A 20,791-nucleotide genomic window follows, 5' to 3' on the forward strand; every position below is an offset into this window, starting at 1 on the left:
TGCAGAGTAACGATTTCAGAGCAAACCGCAACGCTGTTTGCTGCGCGTTTCAGCCTCCTCATAGAGGGTAAACTCGTCATACACCGGGCAGCCGAGCGCCGCTTCAAACGCATCGCGGCTGGCATTGCCGTGGCTGCGCGCCTGGGTTTCATTCCCGAGATTGGACTGGAATATCCCGGCGGCGCTGACCGGCAGGAAATCTTCGTAGGTGACAGGCTGGGCAATCACCCATCCGCGCTCGATCAGCGGCTGCGGATCGTCGCCGGGACGGAACGCATGACGATGGGCTTCCCCGGCAGGCGTCAGACGGTAGCGGAAATAGGCCAGTTCCTGACGGCGCATTAACAGCTCGCTGTCCGGGAAGGCGTTAAAAATCTCCCGCAGATGCAGCTGGTGCGTCAGGTTATCTTTACCGGTGCCGGCCTGGGCGAGCAGGCTATCGTACAGCTCACGGCCTTTCGGGGTCAGCGCCACGCCGCGCTGCTCAATCTCACCGAAGCGGGCGGTATGGGTGCCGTGATGTTCACCGGCAAACAGCACCGGCTCTTCCAGCGCCTTGAAGCTGGTTTGACGCAATAAGACGGGAACCTCGCGACGCGGCGGCCCTTCAATCAGAACTTTAGGTTCTATGCCGTACTTCGGCATCAGCTCCTGCACCCGGTCAATATCCAGCGTGCGCGGCGTGAGGTGGTTAATGTGGCAACCCGGGAAGCAGACCACATCGGCAATTAGACGGTGCTCATTGTGCAGCGCCTGATAGGTTTCCCGATCGACGGTCGCATGACGGTGCCAGCGGAAGGTTTCCAGCGCTTCCTGCACAAACTCGTGCGCCTGCGCGTCAGTGAACTGCCCTTCTGCTTCATACAGGTCGATAAGCGCCAGACAGCGCGGGGTAAATATGGTGCGGTGAGACAGGATCTCCGCGGCACGCTCGCGCAGCGCGACGTTCTCAATCAGTTCGAGGCGCAGCAGTGAGGTAAAGATACGAAACGGGTTACGGCACAGCGCGGCATCATCAATCGGGCGAAACGCCGTGGAGTGAACCGGCACCCCTGCCTGGGAGAGATCGTAATAGCTGACCGGGTACATGCCCATAATAGCAAATATCCGTCTCAGGGTAGACAGTTCCTGCGCCGTGCCAACGCGGATCGCCCCATGACGCTCCACGTTCAGGCGCGCAAGCTCATCGGCGTTTGCCAGGTGTTCGTGTAATAGTGGGTTGTTTTCCAGAACCGCCAGGTTGACGTCCGCAACCAGTTCAAGCAAGGTGCCGTACTGCGGAACTTCCTGCTGGTACATCGCCGACATAGCCTGCGAAAAGTGTTCCCGAATGTCATCAGCCGTGATGGTGTTCGCCATGATGTCATGCCTCCAGTGAATATTACCTGGAGTGTAGAGAAACCCGTTCCTTCCGGGGGGAAGAATTTCTGAATTGTGATCTTAAGACGACAGTGGTCAAACCGTGTGCTACCGCTCTCTGAACAGGCCCGAACGAAACCGCCATTTCAACCCAGGCGCTTTCATCCAGGATTTTCCTTATAATTATTTATGGTTCCGCCTTCTAGCTATAAAGGAGTATTTTTTCATTTTCGCCTGACTGCAAATTAACTCCATCTGACATGCCATTATTTTTATCCTCATCTTTCAAATTTTTAGCTCAAAGTTAGGATTAATCCGAGTGGTTGATTACAAGTCCTTCCTGCCTAACCGTATTTCCATTTCAAGCGAAGCGCAAATTTACAAATATTTAAAAATAACGTAACCGCAAATAGCAAAACGCGTTTGACGGATGACGCATAGCGACTAAAGTTATTACTCGAACGACGAGTGATACGGAATATTTTCGTATCGAACTGACATAACCAATATATTACTGTGAGGTTTAATATGGCAGAGCATCGTGGTGGTTCCGGTAATTTCGCTGAAGACCGTGAAAAAGCATCAGAAGCTGGACGTAAAGGTGGCCAGCATAGCGGTGGTAATTTTAAAAACGATCCGCAACGCGCATCTGAAGCGGGTAAGAAAGGGGGACAGAACAGTCACGGCGGAGGCCGTAAATCTGATAACTCCTGATCTTATTTAAAACTCTTTTAATAATACCAGAGAGCATGCTGCGGGCTGAAAAGCTCGCAGTACCCTTTCATTATTTTAACGGAGCGTAATTATTATGAATATGAAAAGCGTCGAGGATGTCTTTATTCATCTTCTGTCGGATACCTACAGCGCGGAAAAACAGCTTACCCGCGCGCTGAGCAAGCTTGCCCGCGCCGCGTCGAGCGAGAAGCTGAGCGCAGCCTTTACCGCACACCTTGAAGAGACGCAGGGTCAAATCGAACGTATTGACCAGATTGTCGAACAGGAAGACGGCATCAAGATCAAGCGTATGAAATGCGTAGCGATGGAAGGCTTAATAGAGGAAGCCAATGAAGTCATTGAAAGTACGGAAAAGAATGAAGTACGTGATGCCGCGTTAATTGCCGCTGCGCAAAAAGTAGAGCATTACGAAATAGCCAGCTACGGTACCCTTGCCACACTTGCTGAACAACTGGGCTATAAAAAAGCCGTTAAACTTCTCGCCGAAACGCTGGAAGAAGAAAAAGAAACCGATCTTAAACTCACCGATCTGGCCGTTGGAAACATTAACCAAAAAGCGCAAAAATGACGCTGTAACACAGGTTAAATAAAATGAGCATCAGTCCCAGGACAATTAAACGGTGCCATTTAACGGCAGCTATAATATGGTTCATTCTCGCTATCCCTTCCGTAATATGGTGGAAGAACAGCGTGCTGTGGGTCATTATTATCAGTATTTACGCTAATATTGTCGGCCACTTATCTGGCTACAGTGCCGCGCGTGCCGATCAGGCTGCTGAAAGTGAGACCAAATAAGCGAACCCATTATGAGGATACAATGATGAATCACGTAGAACACTACCATGACTGGCTACGCGATGCCCATGCGATGGAAAAGCAAGCCGAATCTATGCTGGAATCCATGGCCAGCCGTATCGATAATTATCCTGATGTTCGCGCAAGAATTGAGCAACATATTAATGAGACAAAACGGCAAATTACATTGCTGGAGGAAATCCTCGACCGTAATGATATTTCTCGTTCGGTTTTAAAAGACTCAATGAGCAAAATGGCGGCGCTGGGTCAGTCCATCGGCGGCATGTTCCCTTCTGACGAAATCGTGAAGGGTTCGATCAGCGGCTACGTGTTCGAGCAGTTTGAAATCGCCTGTTATACCTCCCTGCTGGCGGCGGCCAAAAAAGCGGGCGATCACGCTTCAGTGCCTGCCATCGAGACCATTCTGGCGGAAGAGCGCGAAATGGCCGACTGGCTGATCCGACATATCCCGGAAACGACAGAACAGTTCCTGCTGCGTTCAGACGCGTCGGGTGTCGAAGCGAAAAAATAACCCACAGGAGAGTGAGCATGTTTCGACACGTAAAACAGTTGCAATACACGGTTCGCGTTGCTGAACCCAACCCTGGCCTGGCTAATCTTTTACTGGAACAGTTTGGCGGACCGCAGGGCGAGCTGGCCGCCGCCTGCCGCTACTTTACGCAAGGCCTGAGCGATGACGACCCGGGCCGTAAAGATATGCTGATGGATATCGCGACCGAGGAGCTAAGCCACCTCGAAATCATCGGTACCCTGGTCGGTATGCTGAATAAAGGCGCGAAAGGCGCGCTGGCGGAAGGGGTGGAGAATGAGGCCGAGCTGTACCGGTCGATGACCGAAAACGGTAACGACAGCCACATCACCTCCCTGCTTTACGGTGGCGGCACCCCGCTGACCAACTCTGCGGGCGTGCCGTGGACGGCGGCCTACGTCGACACCATCGGCGAGCCCACAGCGGATTTGCGCTCTAACGTGGCCGCCGAGGCCCGGGCGAAGATCATCTATGAACGACTGATCAACGTGACCGACGATCCCGGCGTCAAGGATGCGCTGGCGTTTCTGATGACGCGCGAGGCGGCGCACCAGCTCTCCTTTGAGAAGGCGCTGCAGTCCATTCGTAATAACTTCCCACCGGGAAAACTGCCGCCAATCGAGGAATTCACCAACAAGTACTACAATATGTCTGAAGGTGGAGAGGTTCGCGGAAGCTGGAACAGCGATAAACATTTCGATTACGTTGAGTCCCCCCAGCCTGCCGTTGATGGCGGAGACGGTAGCGCAAGCGTGACGCTGACGACCGAACAGGCAACCCTGGTCAAGGCGATGTCTGCCCGCACGAAGTCCGATCCACACGCCGACCCGATGACCGGTGCCGAGCTGGGCGCCGGTAAGCAAAAACCGTAATCGGTTTTGCCGGGCAGCCCTAAGCTGCCCGGCAATTCTCGTGCCCCATTGTTTCAGAGGTACGGACCATGTTCGAACTCGATGCATTTCATCTGGCCAGAATTCAGTTCGCTTTTACCGTCTCGTTCCATATCCTCTTTCCCGCCATCACTATCGGGCTCGCCAGCTATCTGGTGGTGCTGGAAGGTATGTGGCTGCGCACCAGAAACGACGTCTGGCGTTCGCTGTACCACTTCTGGCTAAAGATATTCGCCGTTAACTTCGGTATGGGCGTCGTCTCCGGGCTGGTCATGGCGTACCAGTTTGGCACCAACTGGAGCGGCTTCTCCCAGTTCGCGGGCAGTATTACCGGCCCGCTACTGACGTATGAAGTGTTAACCGCCTTCTTCCTGGAGGCCGGCTTCCTCGGCGTGATGATGTTCGGCTGGAATAAGGTTGGTCCGGGCCTGCATTTCTTCTCGACCTGCATGGTGGCGCTCGGCACGCTAATGTCGACCTTCTGGATCCTCGCCTCCAACAGCTGGATGCACACGCCGCAGGGCTTCACCATTCAGAACGGCCAGGTTATCCCTGAAGACTGGCTGGCCATCATTTTCAACCCCTCCTTCCCGTACCGTCTGATCCATATGGCTATCGCCGCCTTCCTGAGCAGCGCGCTGTTTGTCGGCGCATCGGGCGCGTGGCACCTGCTGCGCGGTAACGATACCCCCGCCATCCGGACCATGTTCTCCATGGCGATGTGGATGGCGCTGCTGGTCGCCCCCATCCAGGCCGTCGTGGGTGATATGCACGGCCTGAACACCCTTGAGCATCAGCCGGCCAAAATTGCCGCCATTGAGGGGCACTGGGAAAATCCGCCCGGCGAGGCCACCCCGCTGCTGCTGTTTGGCCTGCCGGATATGGAAGAAGAGCGCACCAAATACGGGCTGGAGATCCCCGCCCTCGGCAGCCTTATCCTGACGCACAGCCTCGATAAGCAGGTCCCGGCGCTGAAGGACTTCCCGAAAGAGGATCGTCCAAACTCGACCATCGTTTTCTGGTCCTTCCGCGTTATGGTTGGTATGGGGCTGCTGATGATTACCCTGGGTCTGGTCAGCGTCTGGCTGCGCTATCGCCATCGACTTTACCACTCGCGCCCGTTCCACTGGTTTGCCCTCTGCATGGGGCCCGCCGGTCTGCTGGCGCTGCTGGCGGGCTGGGTGACCACCGAAGTGGGCCGTCAGCCGTGGGTCGTCTATGGCTATCTGCGCACGATCGACGCGGTCTCGCTGCACAGCACTCTGCAGATGAGCATTAGCCTGCTGGCGTTCTTCGTCGTCTACTCGTCGGTGTTCGGCGTGGGCTATGTTTACCTCATCCGGCTGATTAAGAAAGGCCCTCAGCCTGTTGATACGCTGACGTCAAACACCTCGGGCACGCCCGCGCGTCCGCTGTCTGCCGCCGAGTCTGTTCCGGAAGAGGAGAAAATCTGATGGGCGTCGATATCTCAGTTATCTGGTTTGCCATCATCGTGTTTGCCACGCTGATGTACATCATCATGGATGGCTTTGATTTGGGGATCGGCCTGCTGTTTAACTTCGTGGGCGATGCCAGAGAGCGTGACGTGATGGTCAACAGCGTGGCGCCGGTCTGGGACGGTAACGAAACCTGGCTGGTGCTCGGCGGCGCGGGGCTGTTCGGCGCGTTTCCGCTGGCCTATGCGGTAATTATTGATGCGCTGACCATCCCCCTCACCGCGATGCTGATCGGCCTTATCTTTCGCGGTGTCGCCTTTGAGTTCCGCTTTAAAGCCACGCCCTCCCACCGCAAATTCTGGGACTACTCCTTTGCCGGCGGCTCCCTGCTCGCCACCTTCAGCCAGGGGGTGGTGGTGGGCGCCGTGATTAACGGCTTCGACGTTGAGGGGCGGCGGTTCGTCGGCTCTGCGCTTGACTGGCTCACCCCCTTCAACCTCTTCTGCGGTATCGGGCTGGTTGTCGCTTACGCGCTGCTGGGCACCACGTGGCTCATCATGAAAAGCGAAGGCGCGCTGCAGGCCCGCATGCGCGAGCTGACCCGCCACGTACTGCTGGCGCTGGTGGTGGTTATCGCCGTGGTGAGCATCTGGACCCCGCTCGGCTGGCAGTACGTGGCCGACCGCTGGTTCACCTTCCCCAACTTCTTCTGGTTCCTGCCGGTTCCTCTGCTGGTCGCGCTCTTCAGCGTGCTGATCTGGCGCCTGACGCGCAACCCGGAGAGCCACGCGCGCCCCTTCCTGCTGACGCTGGGGCTGATCTTCCTCGGGTTTAGCGGTCTTGGCATCAGCCTGTGGCCGAACATAATTCCGCCGCGCATCACTCTGTGGGAAGCCGCGGCGCCGCCAGCCAGCCAGCTGTTTATGCTGGTTGGGACATTACTGATTATTCCGGTGATTCTGGTCTACACCGCCTGGAGCTACTACGTCTTTCGGGGCAAAGTCTCCGATACTGAAGGTTATCACTGAGGGATGCTATGACGGACTGGCATACGCGAGCCATTATTTATCAGATTGATACCGCACTATTTTATGATTTGAACGGCGATGGCTGCGGGGACATCGCCGGAATAGCGGCCAAGCTGCGCTATATTCGCCGCATGGGGGCGACGGTTATCTGGATCACCCCGTTTTACCTCACCCCCTTTCTCGACGAAGGCTACGACGTTAGCGACCATCTCCAGGTGGACCCCCGCTTCGGAAAACTGGCGGATATCATCGCCTTTATCGAGCAGGCCCGGGAGCTGGGCATGCAGGTCATTATTGAGCTGCTGATCCAGCACACCTCCGATGCACATCCCTGGTTCCAGCAGGCCCGCCGCAGCCCGGCTTCGCCCTATCGTGATTATTACCTGTGGTCGGATCACGACGAGGACGACACGCCGCCCATGTTCCCCGGCGTGGAAAAAAGCATCTGGACCTGGGACGACGAGGCGGGACAATACTATCGGCACATGTTCTATCGTCACGAGCCGGATCTGAACCTGACCTCACCCGCGGTGCTGAAAGAGATTGAGAACATCATTCTTTTCTGGCTCAAGCTGGGCGTGTCGGGTTTTCGCCTGGATGCCGCCTCCCACCTCACCACGCAGGCGGGAAACGGTGATGAAAAAAAAGGCCTGTGGATCCTCGAACATATGCGCCGTCTTATTGAGCAGCATAATCCGGAGGCGATCCTGCTGGGTGAAGTTGACGTCGAGGTGGAAACCTATCGGGACTACTTCGGCAATAATGACCGCCTGAACCTGGTGCTGAACTTCTGGCTCAACAAGTATTTCTACGTCAGCCTGGCGAAGAAAAGCGCCCGGCCGCTGCGCAATGCGGTAAAGAAAATGATCGTCCCGCCCGACTCCTGCTGTTTTGCCAACTGGCTGCGCAACCATGACGAGCTGGACCTGGAAGGGATTAGCCAGAAGGATAAGCAGTTTGTGCTCGACACCTTCGCCCCAGATGAAGAGATGAACGTCTACCAGCGCGGGATCCGCCGCCGCCTGGCGCCGATGCTGAACGGCGATCGGAAGCGACTGGCGTTCTGCCACGCCGTGCTCTTTTCCCTGCCGGGCGTCCCGGTGATGCGCTACGGCGATGAGATAGGCATGGGGGACGATCTGGAGCTGGAGGAGCGCTATGCCGTGCGCACCCCCATGCAGTGGGCAGGGTCACAGGGGGGTGGTTTTTCCGCCGCCGATCCGGATAAATTTATTGCCCCGATTATCGACCACGGCCCCTACCGCTACCAGAAAATCAACGTCGCCGATTCGCTGCTCCACCGCAACTCGCTCCTGCACCGGATTATTGATATTGCCAATACCCGCTCGGAGTTTCCCGAGATTGCCATTGCGCCCTTTCGTCTCATCACGATCGATAATGACGCGGTGCTGGGGATCCACTACGAGACCGACGAACGCAGCATCCTGACCTTCGTTAACTTCAGCGACGAGCCGGTGCAGTTCAGCGCAAAGGGGATCCGCAACGCCACCTGGACCGCCTGTCTCGCGGACAAGCGCTACGATGATGCGCTGATTTGCGGCAAAACCGTTCAGCTCACGCTTGGCGGCTACGGCTATCGCTGGTTCTGGACGCACCGTAGCGCGCTGCGCTAATTATTTCCGGCGGGCGATCAGGCGCGTTAGCACAATCCCCGCCACCGCGAGGGCTCCTAACGCCACTTTACCCGGCATATCGGAGGTGACGGACGACGCGCGGTTTTTCGCCTCGTCGGTGAAGCGGCCATGGATTTTGTGCAGGTCGTTAACCGGCCGATCGAGATAGTCCTGGCGATCCGGCGCGTTCAGATCGTCGGTCATCTGGCCTTCCCAGGCTTTTTTCACCATCAGCCGGTCAAGAAAACCGGGGAAGAGAAACTGACCGACAATCGACTGGATGGTGCTGCTGCCCACCCACAGCTCCCGTACCGGTTTTTGCGCCACCCTGAAAATAGCGCTGGCGGCGACCTCAGGCTCAAATACCGGCGGCACCGGGCGCATCGCCCAGGCGAACTTATTCCGCGCCCATTCGAACTGCGGAGTATTGAGCCCCGGCATCTGGACCATCGAAAGCTGAACCCGGCTGTTCTCATGCATCAGCTCGGTACGCACCGCATCGGTAAACCCGCGGATCGCCGCCTTGGCCCCGCAGTAGGCGGACTGCAGCGGAATGGAACGGTAGGCCAGCGCCGAACCCACCTGGATAATCACGCCCCTGTCGCGGGGAATCATCAGCTCCAGGGCGGCGCGGGTGCCGTTCACGTAGCCGAGGTACGTCACGTCAGTGACGCGGCGAAACTCGTCCGGCGTGAGGGTACGAAACGGCGCCAGGACCGCCCCCATGGCATTATTCACCCAGACATCAATCGCGCCGAGACGATACTCAATCTCATTAGCGGCATCCACCACCGCCTGGCTGTCGGCGACATCCGCCTGCACGGCGTGTGCATTGACGCCAAAGCGCCGTAGCTCTTCCTGCGTGGAGTACAGGCTTGCTTCATCCCGGGCGATAAGCCCCACGTCGTAACCTGCCTTTGCAAAGCGCAGCGCCGTGGCTTTTCCCACGCCCGCCGTTCCGCCGGTAATCACTATTACAGCCATACAACCTCCGCGTGCGTTTAGCCGTTATTCCCATCCGACAACGTTGTCACCAGTTCAGCCAGCGAAAAATGTACCGCTTTTTCCACCACGTCCTGACAGTCGCCGGAGAACAGTACGGTGCGGGTTTTCGTCTGGCCACGTATATTCCAGGCAAAGCAGACCGTTCCCGCCGCCGTTCCATCGTCGCCCCCTTCCGGGCCTGCGTAGCCGCTGATGGCAATGCTGATATCAGCCTCGGCAATGTCGCGAATACTGGCGGCCATCTCGGTGACGGTCTGTTCGCTGACGGCGGTATACCGCGCGAGCGTCTCAGGGCGAACGTTGAGGATCCGCTCTTTCGCGGCATCGCTGAACGCGACCAGGCCGACGTCATAAAAATCGGCGGTGTTCTCTTCCGCACAAAGCGCCACCGAGAGCTTTCCTCCCGTACAGGATTCCGCCGTGGTTAAGCGAAGACCGAGGTCGGTTAATTTGCTCGCCAGCTTTTTTGTCAGTTCACCCACGGTATTATTGTTGTCGTGAAAAAGATTGCTCATCTTGCCGCCTCTTATTTCTCGAAAGGAATGATTGAAATATGTCCATTGCGCTCAAGTATGGCATATTTTATTTTGCTCATTTCCGTAATGCCATTATTCTGACGCGCTGACACCAGAATATCATCGCAAGACACATCGACTTTTTTAAGTTTATCTGCTAATGGAACGCCGTTCTCAACCAGAATCACGGGGGTGCCATCAAGTATATTCTCTACCGGGGAAAAATATTTATTCATGAGTCCGAATATAATATCAACTACCACCAGGGTGGTAATCGTAATCATCGCGCCGGTGACGGAAAAATCTTGACCCAGAAGCGCCTGCTGCGTGGCCTCGCTAATAATCTAGAGCAAAATGAGATCAAAGCTGGTCATCTGCAGCAGGGCGCGTCTCCCGGCCACTTTAAATACCACCATGAGGAACAGATAAATAGCCAGCGCGCGAAAGACCATATCCATATCAGCCTCCTACGGGTAAATAAACTGCCAGATGGTCAATTCCGGCTCGTCGTTGATGCGGATGACGGTGTTCCATTTACCGGCGATGGAAGGCGTCGTAAAGAACAACACAGAGAAGGTGTCCGTCTTTTTCAGGTTGTTATAGACAAAATAGAGGGTATTCCCGCGGCTGAACATGTTGTCCGGCTGCGGCCAGACGCTTCCCGGCTCATACGCTTCGCTGCTCTCGCTGGTTATGCTGAGGGTATACTTCCCCTCCGCTTGCACCGGAAACGTCAGCTGCATCCGCGTCTCGGTCTCCCGTCGACCAAAGCGCTCATAGTTTATGGTCAGCGACTTCGCGGAATTTTTTTTTGCCGTATCGCTCACCATTCCGCTTGAAAACAGACCGGCAATGGCGGCGACGATAATCCCCAACAGAACAATAAAACCAACCTGACGAAATGCGTATTCAAACGTCAGTAAACGATAACTTTCATCTATCCCGGGTAACTTTTCATTATCACGCTTCATGGCCGTCGTCACCGTTTCGCTTATTATCCGATAATTTTGATTTCTAACGCGAATGTTTTTAGGACTTATCACATTTGCCACATAAAGGAATAGCAACAATACTTAATAAGTCAAGACAACCAAAATGAAGGATATCAGATGAAATTATCGCTTATTTCCGCTTTTTTGATATTTCTGGTTCCGGCCGCATGGGCAGATAATAACGGCGGGTTACAAAAAGGTGAAGCACCACCGCCACCGCACGCTCTCGACAGCGGATATCGCGGAACCGACGACGCGCGTATTATGACCATCGATCAGGCAAAACAACTGCACGATGGTGCAACAATTTCACTGCGCGGTAATCTTATTGATGGTAGCGGCGATAAGTTTGTATTTCAGGATAAAACCGGAAAAATCGACGTTATTATTCCCCAGGCAGTTTTCGACGGCAGAACGGTAAAACCCGATCAGATGATCAGCATCAACGGTTCGCTTGATAAAAAATCATCCCCTGCCGTCGTCCGTGTCGATCGTTTGCAGAAATAATTCAGCGAAGCGTTAACGCTGCAACTATCCATCAAATCTCACCCCTTGGCTTAAGGAGTCAGCTATGAGTGATACACAACGTAAGAACGCTTACCCGCAGCCCCCGTTCCCGGAACAGCCGCAAACGCCGCCGGGACTGGCATCCGAAATGCAGCCTGTACCCGATCACGGGGAAACAAGTTACAAAGGGCATGGCCGTCTTGCTGGCAAAAAAGCGCTGATTACCGGTGGCGATTCCGGTATTGGTCGCGCGGTGGCGATCGCCTATGCCCGTGAAGGGGCTGACGTGGCCATCAACTATCTGCCGGAAGAAGAAAAAGACGCGGTTGAAGTCATTGACCTCATCAAAGCGGAAGGCCGCACGGCCGTCGCGCTGCCGGGGGACATCCGGGACGAAACCTTCTGTCAGAATCTTGTCGAACAAGCCGTCTCAAAGCTGGGCGGGCTGGACATTCTGGTCAATAACGCCGGCCGCCAGCAGTTCCGGGAATCGTTAGAAGAGCTGACCACCGAAGATTTTGACGCGACGTTCAAAACCAACGTGTATGCGCCTTTCTGGATCACGAAGGCGGCGCTGCGCCATCTAAAAGCGTCGTCCGTTATCATTAATACCTCCTCCGTTCAGGCGGTGAAGCCCAGCCCCGTCCTGCTGGACTATGCCCAGACGAAAGCCTGTCTCGCGGTATTTACCAAATCCTTAGCCAAACAGCTGGGCCCGAAAGGCATTCGCGTTAACGCGGTCGCCCCTGGCCCTTACTGGACGGTACTGCAATCCAGCGGCGGCCAGCCGATGGAAAAAGTGAAGGAGTTCGGGGGCGATACGCCGCTGGGACGTCCGGGTCAGCCCGTTGAGATTGCTCCGCTGTACGTCACGCTGGCCTCGGATGAATGTTCCTTTACCTCCGGTCAGGTGTGGTGTTCTGACGGCGGTGACGGCGTGATCTAAACCGCTTAGCTATTCCCCCCCTCTGCAATGAGCAATAAATGAACAAGGACGTTCGCTTTTCTCCCCTGCCGAAAAATTTGTTGTAACTCAAACAGATCAAATGTTAAAAATATTTTGCTATCAGGTTATCAAAATTAAACAACTTAACTTGTCACCCGCATCGCTCTGTTTTTAACATCGCCTATGGAAAAAAATGGTCTGTTCAGTCAGCGCATACGCTTGCGCCATTTGCATACATTTGTGGCCGTCGCTCAACAGGGAACGCTGGGGCGTGCGGCTGAAACTCTTAACCTGAGCCAGCCCGCGCTCTCTAAAACCCTCAACGAGCTGGAACAGCTTACCGGTGCCCGTCTTTTTGACCGCGGTCGGCTGGGGGCGCAGCTAACGCTCGTGGGCGAACAGTTCCTCACCCACGCCGTCAAAGTTCTGGATGCGCTCAATACCGCAGGTCAGTCGCTGCACCGAAAAGCAGAGCAGGCCAGCGAGGTCGTGCGCGTGGGGGCTCTGCCTACCGCGGCGCTGGGCATTCTTCCACCGGTCATCGGCCAGTTCCACAAGCAGCAGCGGCATACCACCATTCAGGTTGCCACTATGAACAACACTATGCTGCTCGCGGGGCTGAAATCGGGCGAGCTGGATCTCGGTATCGGCCGAATGTCCGACCCGGAACTGATGGGCGGTCTCAATTACGAACTGCTGTTCCTGGAGTCCCTGAAGCTGGTGGTGCGTCCCGATCACCCTCTTTTACAGGATACCGTCACGCTAAGCCGCGTTACGGAGTGGCCCGTTGTGGTTTGCCCAAAGGGAACCGTCCCGCGCCAGGCCGCAGAAACATTGCTGCAGATGCAGGGATGTACACTGCCTTCAGGCTGTATCGAAACGCTTTCGGCCTCGCTTTCACGCCAGCTCACGCTGGATTATGACTACGTCTGGTTCGTCCCCTCCGGGGCGGTGAAAGACGATTTGCGTCAGGGAACGCTGACCGCCCTGCCGGTGACCGCCCCCGGTGCCGGTGAACCTATCGGTATTTTGACCCGGGTGGATACCCCGCTTTCTGTTGGTGCGCAAACGCTGCTGAGCGCCATTCGTAAATCGATGCCGGTCTGAGATTTCCCCTCACCCTAACCCTCACCCACCGGGGCGAGGGAACTGCTCCATCCTCTAATCAAATAATGCGAAATCATTCATTAACAATTGCGTAAAACAATTTAACAGCTTTATCATAGCCGCGAATTCACCAAATGGTTCGCACGCTATTTGTTTAAGGTGATTTCAACCGCAATAGATGCGTATAACACCGTAAAAAGTATTATCCCCCGACATCTTATTACCCAATTGGTACACACCAGCACAGTTCTGATACATCGGGGGGTTTAAGGAGACAGAAATGGCATTTGGCAACGCGCCGCGCGGGATACCTCGTATTCTGCAGTGGCTTCTTGCCGGACTGATGATACTCATCGGTCTGGCCGTCGGCGGGTTGGGCTTTAAGCTCGCCACCGTGGGTGGAAGTAGTTACTTCCTGATTATGGGCGTGGTGATGGTAATTGCCGCGATCCTGATTTTCCTCAATCGCACCAGCGGGATCGTGCTTTACGGCATCGCCTTTATTGCCTCGCTGTTCTGGGCGGTAAGCGATGCGGGCTGGGATTTCTGGCCGCTCTTCTCTCGCCTGTTTACCTTTGCCGTTCTGGCCTTCCTCTGCGCCATCGTCTGGCCTTTCCTGCGCGCCGCGAATACCGGCACCGCGGTGAACAAAGCGCCAGCCTTTGGGATCGCTGCCGTGCTGGCCGTGGTCATGCTGGTCAGCCTGGGCTGGATGTTTAAGCCGCAAACCCTCGTGGCAGCGAACGAGCCCGTGCCGGTTAAACCCGTCGCGCCCGGCGAGCAGCAGAAAAATTGGGAGCATTGGGGCAACACCACGCACGGCGACCGCTTCGCCGCGCTGGACCAGATTAACAAGCAAAACGTCAACGACCTGAAGGTCGCCTGGGTTGCGCACACCGGCGATATTCCGCAGAGCAACGGCTCCGGCGCGGAAGATCAGAACACCCCGTTGCAGGTTGGCGACACGCTCTATGTCTGTACCCCGTACAGCAAAGTGCTGGCGCTGGACGTGGACTCCGGTAAAGAAAAATGGCGCTACGATTCAAAAGCCACGGCGCCTAACTGGCAGCGCTGCCGCGGTCTGGGCTATTTCGAAGACAACTCAAACGTGACAACGTCACAGGCAGAAACGCAGCCTGCGGCCTGCCCTCGCCGCCTGTTCCTGCCGACCACCGACGCCCGCCTGATTGCGATCAACGCGGATACCGGCAAGGTCTGTGAAGACTTTGGCGACCATGGTACCGTTGACCTCAGCGTCGGCATGGGCGAGATCAAGCCCGGGTATTATCAGCAGACCTCCACGCCGCTGGTTGCCGGAAATGTCGTTGTCGTCGGCGGACGCGTGGCGGATAACTTCTCCACCGGTGAACCGCCGGGCGTGGTGCGTGCCTATGACGTTCACACCGGCAAGCTGGCCTGGGCGTGGGATCCGGGTAACCCGAACCTGACCGGCCTGCCGCCGGAAGGCCAGACCTATACGCGCGGTACGCCGAACGTCTGGTCTGCCATGTCTTACGACGCTAAGCTGAACCTGATCTACCTGCCAACCGGCAACGCCACCCCGGATTTCTGGGCGGGCGAGCGCACCGCGCTGGACGATAAGTACAGTTCGTCCATCGTCGCCGTTGACGCGACCACCGGTCAGGTCCGCTGGCATTTCCAGACCACCCACCACGACCTGTGGGACTTCGACCTGCCTTCCCAGCCGCTGCTGTACGACCTGCCGGACGGTAAAGGCGGAACCACGCCTGTGCTGGTGCAGACCAGCAAGCAGGGCATGATTTTCATGCTTAACCGCGAAACCGGTAAGCCGGTGGCGAAGGTTGAGGAACGTCCCGTTCCGGCGGGTAACGTTGAAGGTGAACGCTACTCTCCAACCCAGCCGTATTCCGTTGGCATGCCGATGATCGGCAACCAGACGCTGACCGAGTCCGACATGTGGGGAGCGACGCCTGTCGACCTGCTGCTGTGCCGCATTCAGTTTAAAGAGATGCGTCATCAGGGCGTCTTCACCCCGCCGGGCCTCGACCGTTCCCTGCAGTACCCCGGCTCTCTGGGCGGGATGAACTGGGGCAGCGTCTCCGTTGACCCGAACAACAGCCTGATGTTCGTCAACGATATGCGCCTGGGGCTGGCAAACTACATGGTGCCGCGCGCTAACGTAGCGAAAAACGCCAGCGGCATCGAGATGGGTATCGTTCCGATGGACGGCACGCCGTTCGGCGCAATGCGCGAACGCTTCCTGTCGCCGCTGGGCATTCCTTGCCAGAAGCCGCCGTTTGGCACCATGTCGGCCGTTGACCTGAAAACCGGCAAGCTGGTGTGGCAGGTTCCTGTCGGCACGGTGGAAGATACCGGCCCGCTCGGCATTCGCATGCACATGCCAATCCCTATCGGGATGCCGACGCTGGGCGCATCGCTCTCTACCCAGTCCGGCCTGCTGTTCTTCGCGGGCACGCAGGACTTCTACCTGCGCGCGTTTGATACCGCCACCGGAAAAGAGATCTGGAAAGACCGTCTGCCGGTCGGCAGCCAGTCCGGTCCGATGACCTACGTATCGCCGAAAACCGGTAAACAGTACATCATCATTAACGCCGGCGGCGCTCGTCAGTCGCCGGATCGCGGTGATTACGTTATCGCCTATGCGTTACCCGATAAGAAGTAACGGATGAAAAAGGGACCGAAAGGTCCCTTTTCTATGCCCGGTGGCGACTCAGAACGTTTCCCAGTTATCCCCGGAAACCGCTGCCGCCGGACGCAGCGGCGCGTTCTTCGCCACTGGCGCAGACGTTACCGCGCGGCTTTGCTTCGCGCCGCTCAGACGAAACGCGCCGACCGCCTCGGTCAGGCGCGCACCCTGCTCTTCCAGAGACGCGGCGGCGGCGGAGGCTTCTTCCACCAGCGAGGCGTTCTGCTGGGTGACCTTATCCATCTCGGAAATCGCCTGGCTAACCTGCACGATACCGCGGCTCTGCTCGTCGGACGCGGCGGCAATCTCCAGCATGATGTCGGTCACGCGTTTAACCGCATCGACGATCTCATTCATGGTATGACCGGCGGCGACAACTTCACCGGAGCCCTGGTCGATCAGCGATACCGATTCGTTGATCAGGCCTTCAATCTCTTTTGCGGCATTCGCACTGCGGCTTGCCAGGGTACGCACTTCACTTGCCACCACGGCAAACCCGCGCCCCTGCTCGCCCGCGCGCGCCGCTTCGACCGCCGCGTTAAGCGCCAGGATATTGGTCTGGAACGCGATGCTGTTAATCACGGCGGTAATCTCAGAGATCTTCTTCGAACTGCTGGAGATATTGCCCATGGTTTTAACCACGCCGGAGACCATCTGACCGCCGCGGCTGGCTTTCCCGGAGGCATCTTCCGCCAGCTTGCTGGCATGGTGGGCGTTATCGGCGTTTTGCTTCACCGTCGCGGTCAGCTGCTCCATGCTCGCGGCGGTTTGCTCAATCGCCGCAGCCTGCTGCTCGGTGCGCGAAGAGAGATCGGTGTTACCGGCAGAAATCTCGCTGGTACCACGGTAGATCTCCTCTGCACCCTGACGCACGGTGCCGACGGTATTTTCAAGCGAATGCTGCATGGTTTGCAGATCGCGCGTCAGGCGGCCAATTTCGCTGCGCCCGGCTACGTCGTCCGCCATCGTCAGGTCGCCTTTGGCGATATTTTCGATGCGCTTCGCGGCGCGCTGCAGCGGATTGATCACCGTGCGGCGCAGCACAACAAAGGTCATTGCCGTCAGCACCAGCGCCAGCGCAAACGCGCCCACCATAAACATCAGGCCCAGCTGCGTGCGGTTGTGCGCCTGCGCGGTCAGCGCGCTGGCGCGGTCGGTACGGATCTTAATCGCCTTCAGCAGCACGGCGTTGTACGCGTCATCCAGCGGACGCGCCGTTTCGTTTTCGTGGTTGATGATCGCTTCGAACATGCCGTTTTTGGCGAATTTCACCATCGGCTGCATGCCCGCCACATAGGCGTCGTAGCGCGCCTTGAGATCCGCATCCAGCGCCTGGCCCTCAGCGGTACGCACGGCACGATTCATATAGGCGGTAAAGCTATCCTGGGACTGTTTAATCCGCGTTTCCGCCTCGCTGATGTTCTGCTTCATGGCATCCATCTCCGCGATACGGCTTGCCGCACCGGCGTGGATCAGATTGATACGCGCGGTTCGCAGATGGTTTGAGCTGTTGGAGAGCCCCATACGCACCTGAATTTCGGATGTGACATCCTGCTGATCGCGATCGGCCTGCAGCAGGAAATACCCCGCCAGGCCCGAGCTCAAGGCAAAGAGCAGAATAATGCCACCGAGAATGGAGGAAAACAGCGGAACCAGCCTGATGTGATGCAAGAAGCCCAGCTTGCGCTGCGCCGGCATCGAAGTAGTGTTGTCCATGACCGTCGACTCTCTTGTAGGTAAGATGCGTAAAAACACGCCTGTCAGATAGTCATCGGCACGGTTGGGATTTAGATTACGGCTAAAAACGCCGCACTGGTCACACTTTAGAGAAGATTATTAAAGAAACGCCAGCGGCTAAAAACCGCTGGCAGAAGAGTTACTTGTCGCCGAAATGAATAACGGTGCGGATGGATTTTCCTTCGTGCATCAGATCGAACGCGTCATTGATCTGCTCCAGCGGTAAACGGTGGGTAATGAACGGATCGAGCTGAATCTTCCCGGCCATGGCATCGTCAACCATACCCGGAAGCTGGGTACGGCCCTTCACGCCGCCAAAGGCGGAACCGCGCCACACGCGCCCGGTGACCAGCTGGAAGGGACGGGTTTTAATCTCCTGACCCGCACCGGCCACGCCGATGATGATGCTCTCGCCCCAGCCCTTGTGGCAGCACTCCAGCGCGGAACGCATCACGTTCACGTTGCCGATGCATTCGAAGCTAAAATCAACGCCACCGTCGGTGAGCTCAACAATCACGTCCTGCACCGGCTTTTCGTGATCTTTCGGGTTCACGAAATCGGTCGCGCCCATTTCACCCGCCAGCTTGAATTTCTCCGGGTTGGTGTCGACCGCGATGATACGACCGGCCTTCGCCTGGACCGCGCCCTGAATCACCGCCAGGCCAATACCGCCGAGACCGAACACCGCCACGGTATCGCCCTCTTTGACTTTAGCCGTGTTGTGCACCGCGCCGATGCCGGTGGTTACGCCGCAGCCCAGCAGGCAGACTTTATCCAGCGGCGCCTGCGGGTTCACCTTCGCCAGCGAGATCTCCGCGCAAACGGTGTATTCGCTGAAGGTGCTGGTGCCCATGTAGTGATAAACAGGCTCGCCGTTGTACGAGAAGCGGGTGGTACCGTCCGGCATCAGCCCTTTCCCCTGAGTGGCGCGAACCGCCTGACAGAGGTTAGTCTTACCGGATTTACAGAACTTACACTCGCCGCACTCCGCGGTGTACAGCGGGATCACGTGATCGCCGGGCTTCAGGCTGGTCACGCCCTCGCCCACTTCCACAACAACACCGCCCCCTTCATGACCGAGCACCGCCGGGAAGACGCCTTCCGGGTCGTCACCCGACAGCGTAAACGCATCGGTATGGCATACGCCGGTATGGGTGATTTTGATCAGCACTTCGCCTTTCTTCGGCGGTGCCACGTCGATTTCAACAATTTTGAGCGGCTGGCCGGGACCAAATGCAACTGCAGCGCGAGATTTCATATTGTCTTCCCTTATTGTGAGATGTGTGGGTTTATTTTAGATAAGAGCGCAGCAAATGGCCGACTTCTGCCATGCGTACGGCCCGCTGATCCGGCGTCGTTTCCCCCGTTACCAGCTCGTCTTTGAGGTGAATTTCGACCATTTCGCCCATCAGGCCATTCGCAGCCCCGCGCACGGCGGCAATTTGCTGCAGGATGGCCAGACAGGGGTCGCCCGACTCCAGCGCGCGTTCAAGGGCATCAACCTGCCCGCGAATGCGGCGGACGCGAGTCAGAATACGTTTTTTATCTTCGGGTGAATGCGGCATACGCCCTCCTGATACTATAGGGGGGTATGGTATTTCAGTTGCCTCATTATGTAAACCTTCCAGGTTGAGTTGCGATAACAACAGCACATCTTCGGAAATCCATCGACCACACTAATAAAACAAATAAACAAATAACCAACTGAAATATATCATCTTTTAATAACATTAATTGCCTAACAGAATTGAATCTCTCGTTGTCTATTGACGCTTTCATCTACAACAGGAGTTAGCACATGGCATGGAACAAACACGCAGCAGCCGTGCATGCACGCCAGAATGCCGGCATTTCATCGCAAAAACGCTGTGGGGAATTTACTCGTAAGGCAATTCGGGCAGGTGGAATTGATATAGGAAATGCACCTTACGCTAAAGACTATGGCAATAACCTTGAACGGGCAGGATTTCGTGTCTTAGGGCAAGGCGAAACATTACAGGAAGGCGATGTGGTTGTTATTCAGCCTTATGATGGAGGAAACCCTGCAGGTCACATGGCAATTTATGATGGCATTAACTGGTACTCTGATTTCAGACAACGAGATATGTGGTCTGGTCCTGGATATCGTTCTGCGCACCCTGCTTACAAACTTTACAGGAAAAACTGATGCGTTATGTTCTTTTGATAGGCCTGTTACTGACAGGCTGTGCACCCCAGGTGGATACGCCGGAAAAACGTACTCATGATTTCTATACTTTCTACCTCACAGCCTTTGTTACTAACAGCAAAGAAGATGAGCTCGATTCGCCAAAAATGCATGAGTATATCGCGCGAGATACCCTCTCCCGACTACAGAAAATTCTTTCTATCTATGAGCAGGAAATTATCGATTCCGACTATTTTACCTATACACAGGACTATGCAGCGGAGTGGATCCCTGACCTAAACGTAAGTAAAGCGATAAATTATGCGTCCGGAAAAGTTGTCAACGTTGACCTGAGTACGGGTAATGGAGAGAAAACGCAGTTAAACGTGTTTCTGCGCAATGAAGACGGTAAATGGAAAATGTATCGCGTGACCGATGAGAGCCATCATTTCGAACAGTATATTTTTGATGAGAAGGCTATTGCGGCCGCACAACGATATGCTGCCAGTATATCCTCCCCATAATCACTCTGCCTTATGCAATGCCAGGGCATTGACCTGGCATTTGTATCCGGCCTCCCTTCCTGAACTCATTGCTCGGTTAAACAGGTTAGAGCCAGAACACGATCGCTACAGCTAAGGAAAAACGTCGCCAGTAATGAATTTGATTAGCAAGATCGGTCAGGATTCTGGCCGACCGGTCAGGCAAAGTGGGTCATCA

At 56.0% G+C, this 20,791-nt stretch carries 21 protein-coding genes and 1 pseudogene; 14 read left to right on the forward strand and 8 right to left on the reverse strand.

The genetic code is table 11. The annotated features are described in order from the left end of the window. Positions 1-15: 15 nt before the first annotated feature. Positions 16-1,359, reverse strand: coding sequence for a 2-oxoadipate dioxygenase/decarboxylase HglS (gene hglS, locus M2433_RS02930; protein ID WP_429052733.1), 1,344 nt, complete (start codon positions 1,357-1,359; stop codon positions 16-18). A gap of 528 nt (positions 1,360-1,887) precedes the next feature. Between hglS and M2433_RS02935 the strand changes: the two genes are divergently transcribed. The 8 genes from M2433_RS02935 to M2433_RS02970 all read left to right on the forward strand — a co-directional run bounded on the left by M2433_RS02935 (position 1,888) and on the right by M2433_RS02970 (position 8,427). Next, the gene (locus tag M2433_RS02935) at positions 1,888-2,073 is read left to right on the forward strand and encodes a general stress protein (protein ID WP_004150795.1); all 186 of its coding nucleotides are present in this window, start codon (positions 1,888-1,890) and stop codon (positions 2,071-2,073) included. A 94-nt stretch (positions 2,074-2,167) separates the two neighbouring features. After that, a complete protein-coding gene (locus tag M2433_RS02940; protein WP_023311678.1) occupies positions 2,168-2,662 on the forward strand; it encodes a ferritin-like domain-containing protein in 495 nt (164 codons plus the stop codon). 23 nt (positions 2,663-2,685) lie between these two features. Beyond that, a complete protein-coding gene (locus M2433_RS02945) occupies positions 2,686-2,889 on the forward strand; it encodes a hypothetical protein (RefSeq protein WP_013096662.1) in 204 nt (67 codons plus the stop codon). A 25-nt stretch (positions 2,890-2,914) separates the two neighbouring features. Next, positions 2,915-3,421, forward strand: a complete 507-nt coding sequence (locus M2433_RS02950) for a ferritin-like domain-containing protein (RefSeq protein ID WP_429053104.1) — start codon at positions 2,915-2,917, stop codon at positions 3,419-3,421. 17 nt (positions 3,422-3,438) lie between these two features. Next, a complete protein-coding gene (locus tag M2433_RS02955; RefSeq protein WP_429052739.1) occupies positions 3,439-4,311 on the forward strand; it encodes a manganese catalase family protein in 873 nt (290 codons plus the stop codon). A 68-nt stretch (positions 4,312-4,379) separates the two neighbouring features. Beyond that, the gene (locus M2433_RS02960) at positions 4,380-5,783 is read left to right on the forward strand and encodes a cytochrome ubiquinol oxidase subunit I (protein WP_429052741.1); all 1,404 of its coding nucleotides are present in this window, start codon (positions 4,380-4,382) and stop codon (positions 5,781-5,783) included. Next, positions 5,783-6,793, forward strand: a complete 1,011-nt coding sequence (gene cydB, locus M2433_RS02965; protein ID WP_059310145.1) for a cytochrome d ubiquinol oxidase subunit II — start codon at positions 5,783-5,785, stop codon at positions 6,791-6,793. Before M2433_RS02960 ends, cydB begins: the two co-directional genes overlap by 1 nt. An 8-nt stretch (positions 6,794-6,801) precedes the next feature. Next, the gene (locus M2433_RS02970) at positions 6,802-8,427 is read left to right on the forward strand and encodes an alpha-amylase family protein (RefSeq protein ID WP_429052742.1); all 1,626 of its coding nucleotides are present in this window, start codon (positions 6,802-6,804) and stop codon (positions 8,425-8,427) included. Here M2433_RS02970 and M2433_RS02975 read toward each other — a convergent pair whose 3' ends face one another. The 4 genes and pseudogenes from M2433_RS02975 to M2433_RS02990 form a co-directional block, all read right to left on the reverse strand. Beyond that, positions 8,428-9,411, reverse strand: a complete 984-nt coding sequence (locus M2433_RS02975; protein WP_429052744.1) for an SDR family oxidoreductase — start codon at positions 9,409-9,411, stop codon at positions 8,428-8,430. Positions 9,412-9,428: 17 nt separating this feature from the next. Further along, positions 9,429-9,947: a 2-oxo-tetronate isomerase gene (locus tag M2433_RS02980; protein ID WP_429052746.1), complete on the reverse strand. Its 519-nt coding sequence runs from the start codon at positions 9,945-9,947 to the stop codon at positions 9,429-9,431. A gap of 11 nt (positions 9,948-9,958) precedes the next feature. Then, positions 9,959-10,405, reverse strand: a pseudogene (locus M2433_RS02985) (DUF421 domain-containing protein). Positions 10,406-10,414: 9 nt separating this feature from the next. Next, positions 10,415-10,918 carry a hypothetical protein gene (locus M2433_RS02990; RefSeq protein WP_429052748.1) on the reverse strand — a complete coding sequence of 168 codons (504 nt, stop codon included), beginning with the start codon at positions 10,916-10,918 and terminating at the stop codon, positions 10,415-10,417. A gap of 138 nt (positions 10,919-11,056) precedes the next feature. Here M2433_RS02990 and M2433_RS02995 point away from each other — a divergent pair, with 138 nt between their 5' ends. The 4 genes from M2433_RS02995 to M2433_RS03010 all read left to right on the forward strand — a co-directional run bounded on the left by M2433_RS02995 (position 11,057) and on the right by M2433_RS03010 (position 16,164). After that, positions 11,057-11,446 (forward strand): YdeI family stress tolerance OB fold protein, encoded by a 390-nt coding sequence (locus M2433_RS02995; RefSeq protein ID WP_008502282.1) that lies wholly within the window; start codon positions 11,057-11,059, stop codon positions 11,444-11,446. A 64-nt stretch (positions 11,447-11,510) separates the two neighbouring features. After that, a complete protein-coding gene (locus tag M2433_RS03000; RefSeq protein WP_429052751.1) occupies positions 11,511-12,392 on the forward strand; it encodes an SDR family oxidoreductase in 882 nt (293 codons plus the stop codon). A gap of 183 nt (positions 12,393-12,575) precedes the next feature. Beyond that, complete coding sequence (locus M2433_RS03005) at positions 12,576-13,499, forward strand: LysR substrate-binding domain-containing protein (RefSeq protein WP_059310152.1); 924 nt, start codon at positions 12,576-12,578, stop codon at positions 13,497-13,499. A 280-nt stretch (positions 13,500-13,779) separates the two neighbouring features. Next, complete coding sequence (locus M2433_RS03010; RefSeq protein WP_429052752.1) at positions 13,780-16,164, forward strand: glucose/quinate/shikimate family membrane-bound PQQ-dependent dehydrogenase; 2,385 nt, start codon at positions 13,780-13,782, stop codon at positions 16,162-16,164. Between the two features lie 48 nt (positions 16,165-16,212). On the opposite strand, the gene M2433_RS03015 is transcribed toward M2433_RS03010, so the two are convergent. The 3 genes from M2433_RS03015 to M2433_RS03025 form a co-directional block, all read right to left on the reverse strand. Then, positions 16,213-17,904 (reverse strand): methyl-accepting chemotaxis protein, encoded by a 1,692-nt coding sequence (locus tag M2433_RS03015; protein WP_429052753.1) that lies wholly within the window; start codon positions 17,902-17,904, stop codon positions 16,213-16,215. Between the two features lie 160 nt (positions 17,905-18,064). Beyond that, the gene (locus M2433_RS03020) at positions 18,065-19,183 is read right to left on the reverse strand and encodes an S-(hydroxymethyl)glutathione dehydrogenase/class III alcohol dehydrogenase (protein ID WP_429052754.1); all 1,119 of its coding nucleotides are present in this window, start codon (positions 19,181-19,183) and stop codon (positions 18,065-18,067) included. 31 nt (positions 19,184-19,214) lie between these two features. Next, positions 19,215-19,490: a metal/formaldehyde-sensitive transcriptional repressor gene (locus M2433_RS03025; protein ID WP_003857256.1), complete on the reverse strand. Its 276-nt coding sequence runs from the start codon at positions 19,488-19,490 to the stop codon at positions 19,215-19,217. A 233-nt stretch (positions 19,491-19,723) separates the two neighbouring features. Here M2433_RS03025 and M2433_RS03030 point away from each other — a divergent pair, with 233 nt between their 5' ends. Together M2433_RS03030 and M2433_RS03035 are read left to right on the forward strand one after the other, a co-directional pair. Then, positions 19,724-20,092, forward strand: coding sequence for a hypothetical protein (locus tag M2433_RS03030; RefSeq protein WP_429052756.1), 369 nt, complete (start codon positions 19,724-19,726; stop codon positions 20,090-20,092). Then, positions 20,092-20,595, forward strand: a complete 504-nt coding sequence (locus M2433_RS03035; protein ID WP_429052758.1) for a YbjP/YqhG family protein — start codon at positions 20,092-20,094, stop codon at positions 20,593-20,595. The genes M2433_RS03030 and M2433_RS03035 overlap by 1 nt, the downstream gene beginning before the upstream one ends. The last annotated feature ends 196 nt before the right edge of the window (positions 20,596-20,791 follow it).

The sequence above is a fragment of the Enterobacter sp. AC1 genome (assembly GCF_050434705.1).
GTDB lineage: Bacteria > Pseudomonadota > Gammaproteobacteria > Enterobacterales > Enterobacteriaceae > Enterobacter > Enterobacter cloacae_L.

What these genes read in the sequence shown, in the direction of transcription:
- hglS (WP_429052733.1), bottom strand. Translation starts at nt 1,359, where the DNA reads ATGGCGAACACCATCACGGCTGATGACATTCGGGAACACTTTTCGCAG.
- M2433_RS02935 (WP_004150795.1), top strand. Translation starts at nt 1,888, where the DNA reads ATGGCAGAGCATCGTGGTGGTTCCGGTAATTTCGCTGAAGACCGTGAA.
- M2433_RS02940 (WP_023311678.1), top strand. Translation starts at nt 2,168, where the DNA reads ATGAATATGAAAAGCGTCGAGGATGTCTTTATTCATCTTCTGTCGGAT.
- M2433_RS02945 (WP_013096662.1), top strand. Translation starts at nt 2,686, where the DNA reads ATGAGCATCAGTCCCAGGACAATTAAACGGTGCCATTTAACGGCAGCT.
- M2433_RS02950 (WP_429053104.1), top strand. Translation starts at nt 2,915, where the DNA reads ATGAATCACGTAGAACACTACCATGACTGGCTACGCGATGCCCATGCG.
- M2433_RS02955 (WP_429052739.1), top strand. Translation starts at nt 3,439, where the DNA reads ATGTTTCGACACGTAAAACAGTTGCAATACACGGTTCGCGTTGCTGAA.
- M2433_RS02960 (WP_429052741.1), top strand. Translation starts at nt 4,380, where the DNA reads ATGTTCGAACTCGATGCATTTCATCTGGCCAGAATTCAGTTCGCTTTT.
- cydB (WP_059310145.1), top strand. Translation starts at nt 5,783, where the DNA reads ATGGGCGTCGATATCTCAGTTATCTGGTTTGCCATCATCGTGTTTGCC.
- M2433_RS02970 (WP_429052742.1), top strand. Translation starts at nt 6,802, where the DNA reads ATGACGGACTGGCATACGCGAGCCATTATTTATCAGATTGATACCGCA.
- M2433_RS02975 (WP_429052744.1), bottom strand. Translation starts at nt 9,411, where the DNA reads ATGGCTGTAATAGTGATTACCGGCGGAACGGCGGGCGTGGGAAAAGCC.
- M2433_RS02980 (WP_429052746.1), bottom strand. Translation starts at nt 9,947, where the DNA reads ATGAGCAATCTTTTTCACGACAACAATAATACCGTGGGTGAACTGACA.
- M2433_RS02990 (WP_429052748.1), bottom strand. Translation starts at nt 10,918, where the DNA reads ATGAAGCGTGATAATGAAAAGTTACCCGGGATAGATGAAAGTTATCGT.
- M2433_RS02995 (WP_008502282.1), top strand. Translation starts at nt 11,057, where the DNA reads ATGAAATTATCGCTTATTTCCGCTTTTTTGATATTTCTGGTTCCGGCC.
- M2433_RS03000 (WP_429052751.1), top strand. Translation starts at nt 11,511, where the DNA reads ATGAGTGATACACAACGTAAGAACGCTTACCCGCAGCCCCCGTTCCCG.
- M2433_RS03005 (WP_059310152.1), top strand. Translation starts at nt 12,576, where the DNA reads ATGGAAAAAAATGGTCTGTTCAGTCAGCGCATACGCTTGCGCCATTTG.
- M2433_RS03010 (WP_429052752.1), top strand. Translation starts at nt 13,780, where the DNA reads ATGGCATTTGGCAACGCGCCGCGCGGGATACCTCGTATTCTGCAGTGG.
- M2433_RS03015 (WP_429052753.1), bottom strand. Translation starts at nt 17,904, where the DNA reads ATGGACAACACTACTTCGATGCCGGCGCAGCGCAAGCTGGGCTTCTTG.
- M2433_RS03020 (WP_429052754.1), bottom strand. Translation starts at nt 19,183, where the DNA reads ATGAAATCTCGCGCTGCAGTTGCATTTGGTCCCGGCCAGCCGCTCAAA.
- M2433_RS03025 (WP_003857256.1), bottom strand. Translation starts at nt 19,490, where the DNA reads ATGCCGCATTCACCCGAAGATAAAAAACGTATTCTGACTCGCGTCCGC.
- M2433_RS03030 (WP_429052756.1), top strand. Translation starts at nt 19,724, where the DNA reads ATGGCATGGAACAAACACGCAGCAGCCGTGCATGCACGCCAGAATGCC.
- M2433_RS03035 (WP_429052758.1), top strand. Translation starts at nt 20,092, where the DNA reads ATGCGTTATGTTCTTTTGATAGGCCTGTTACTGACAGGCTGTGCACCC.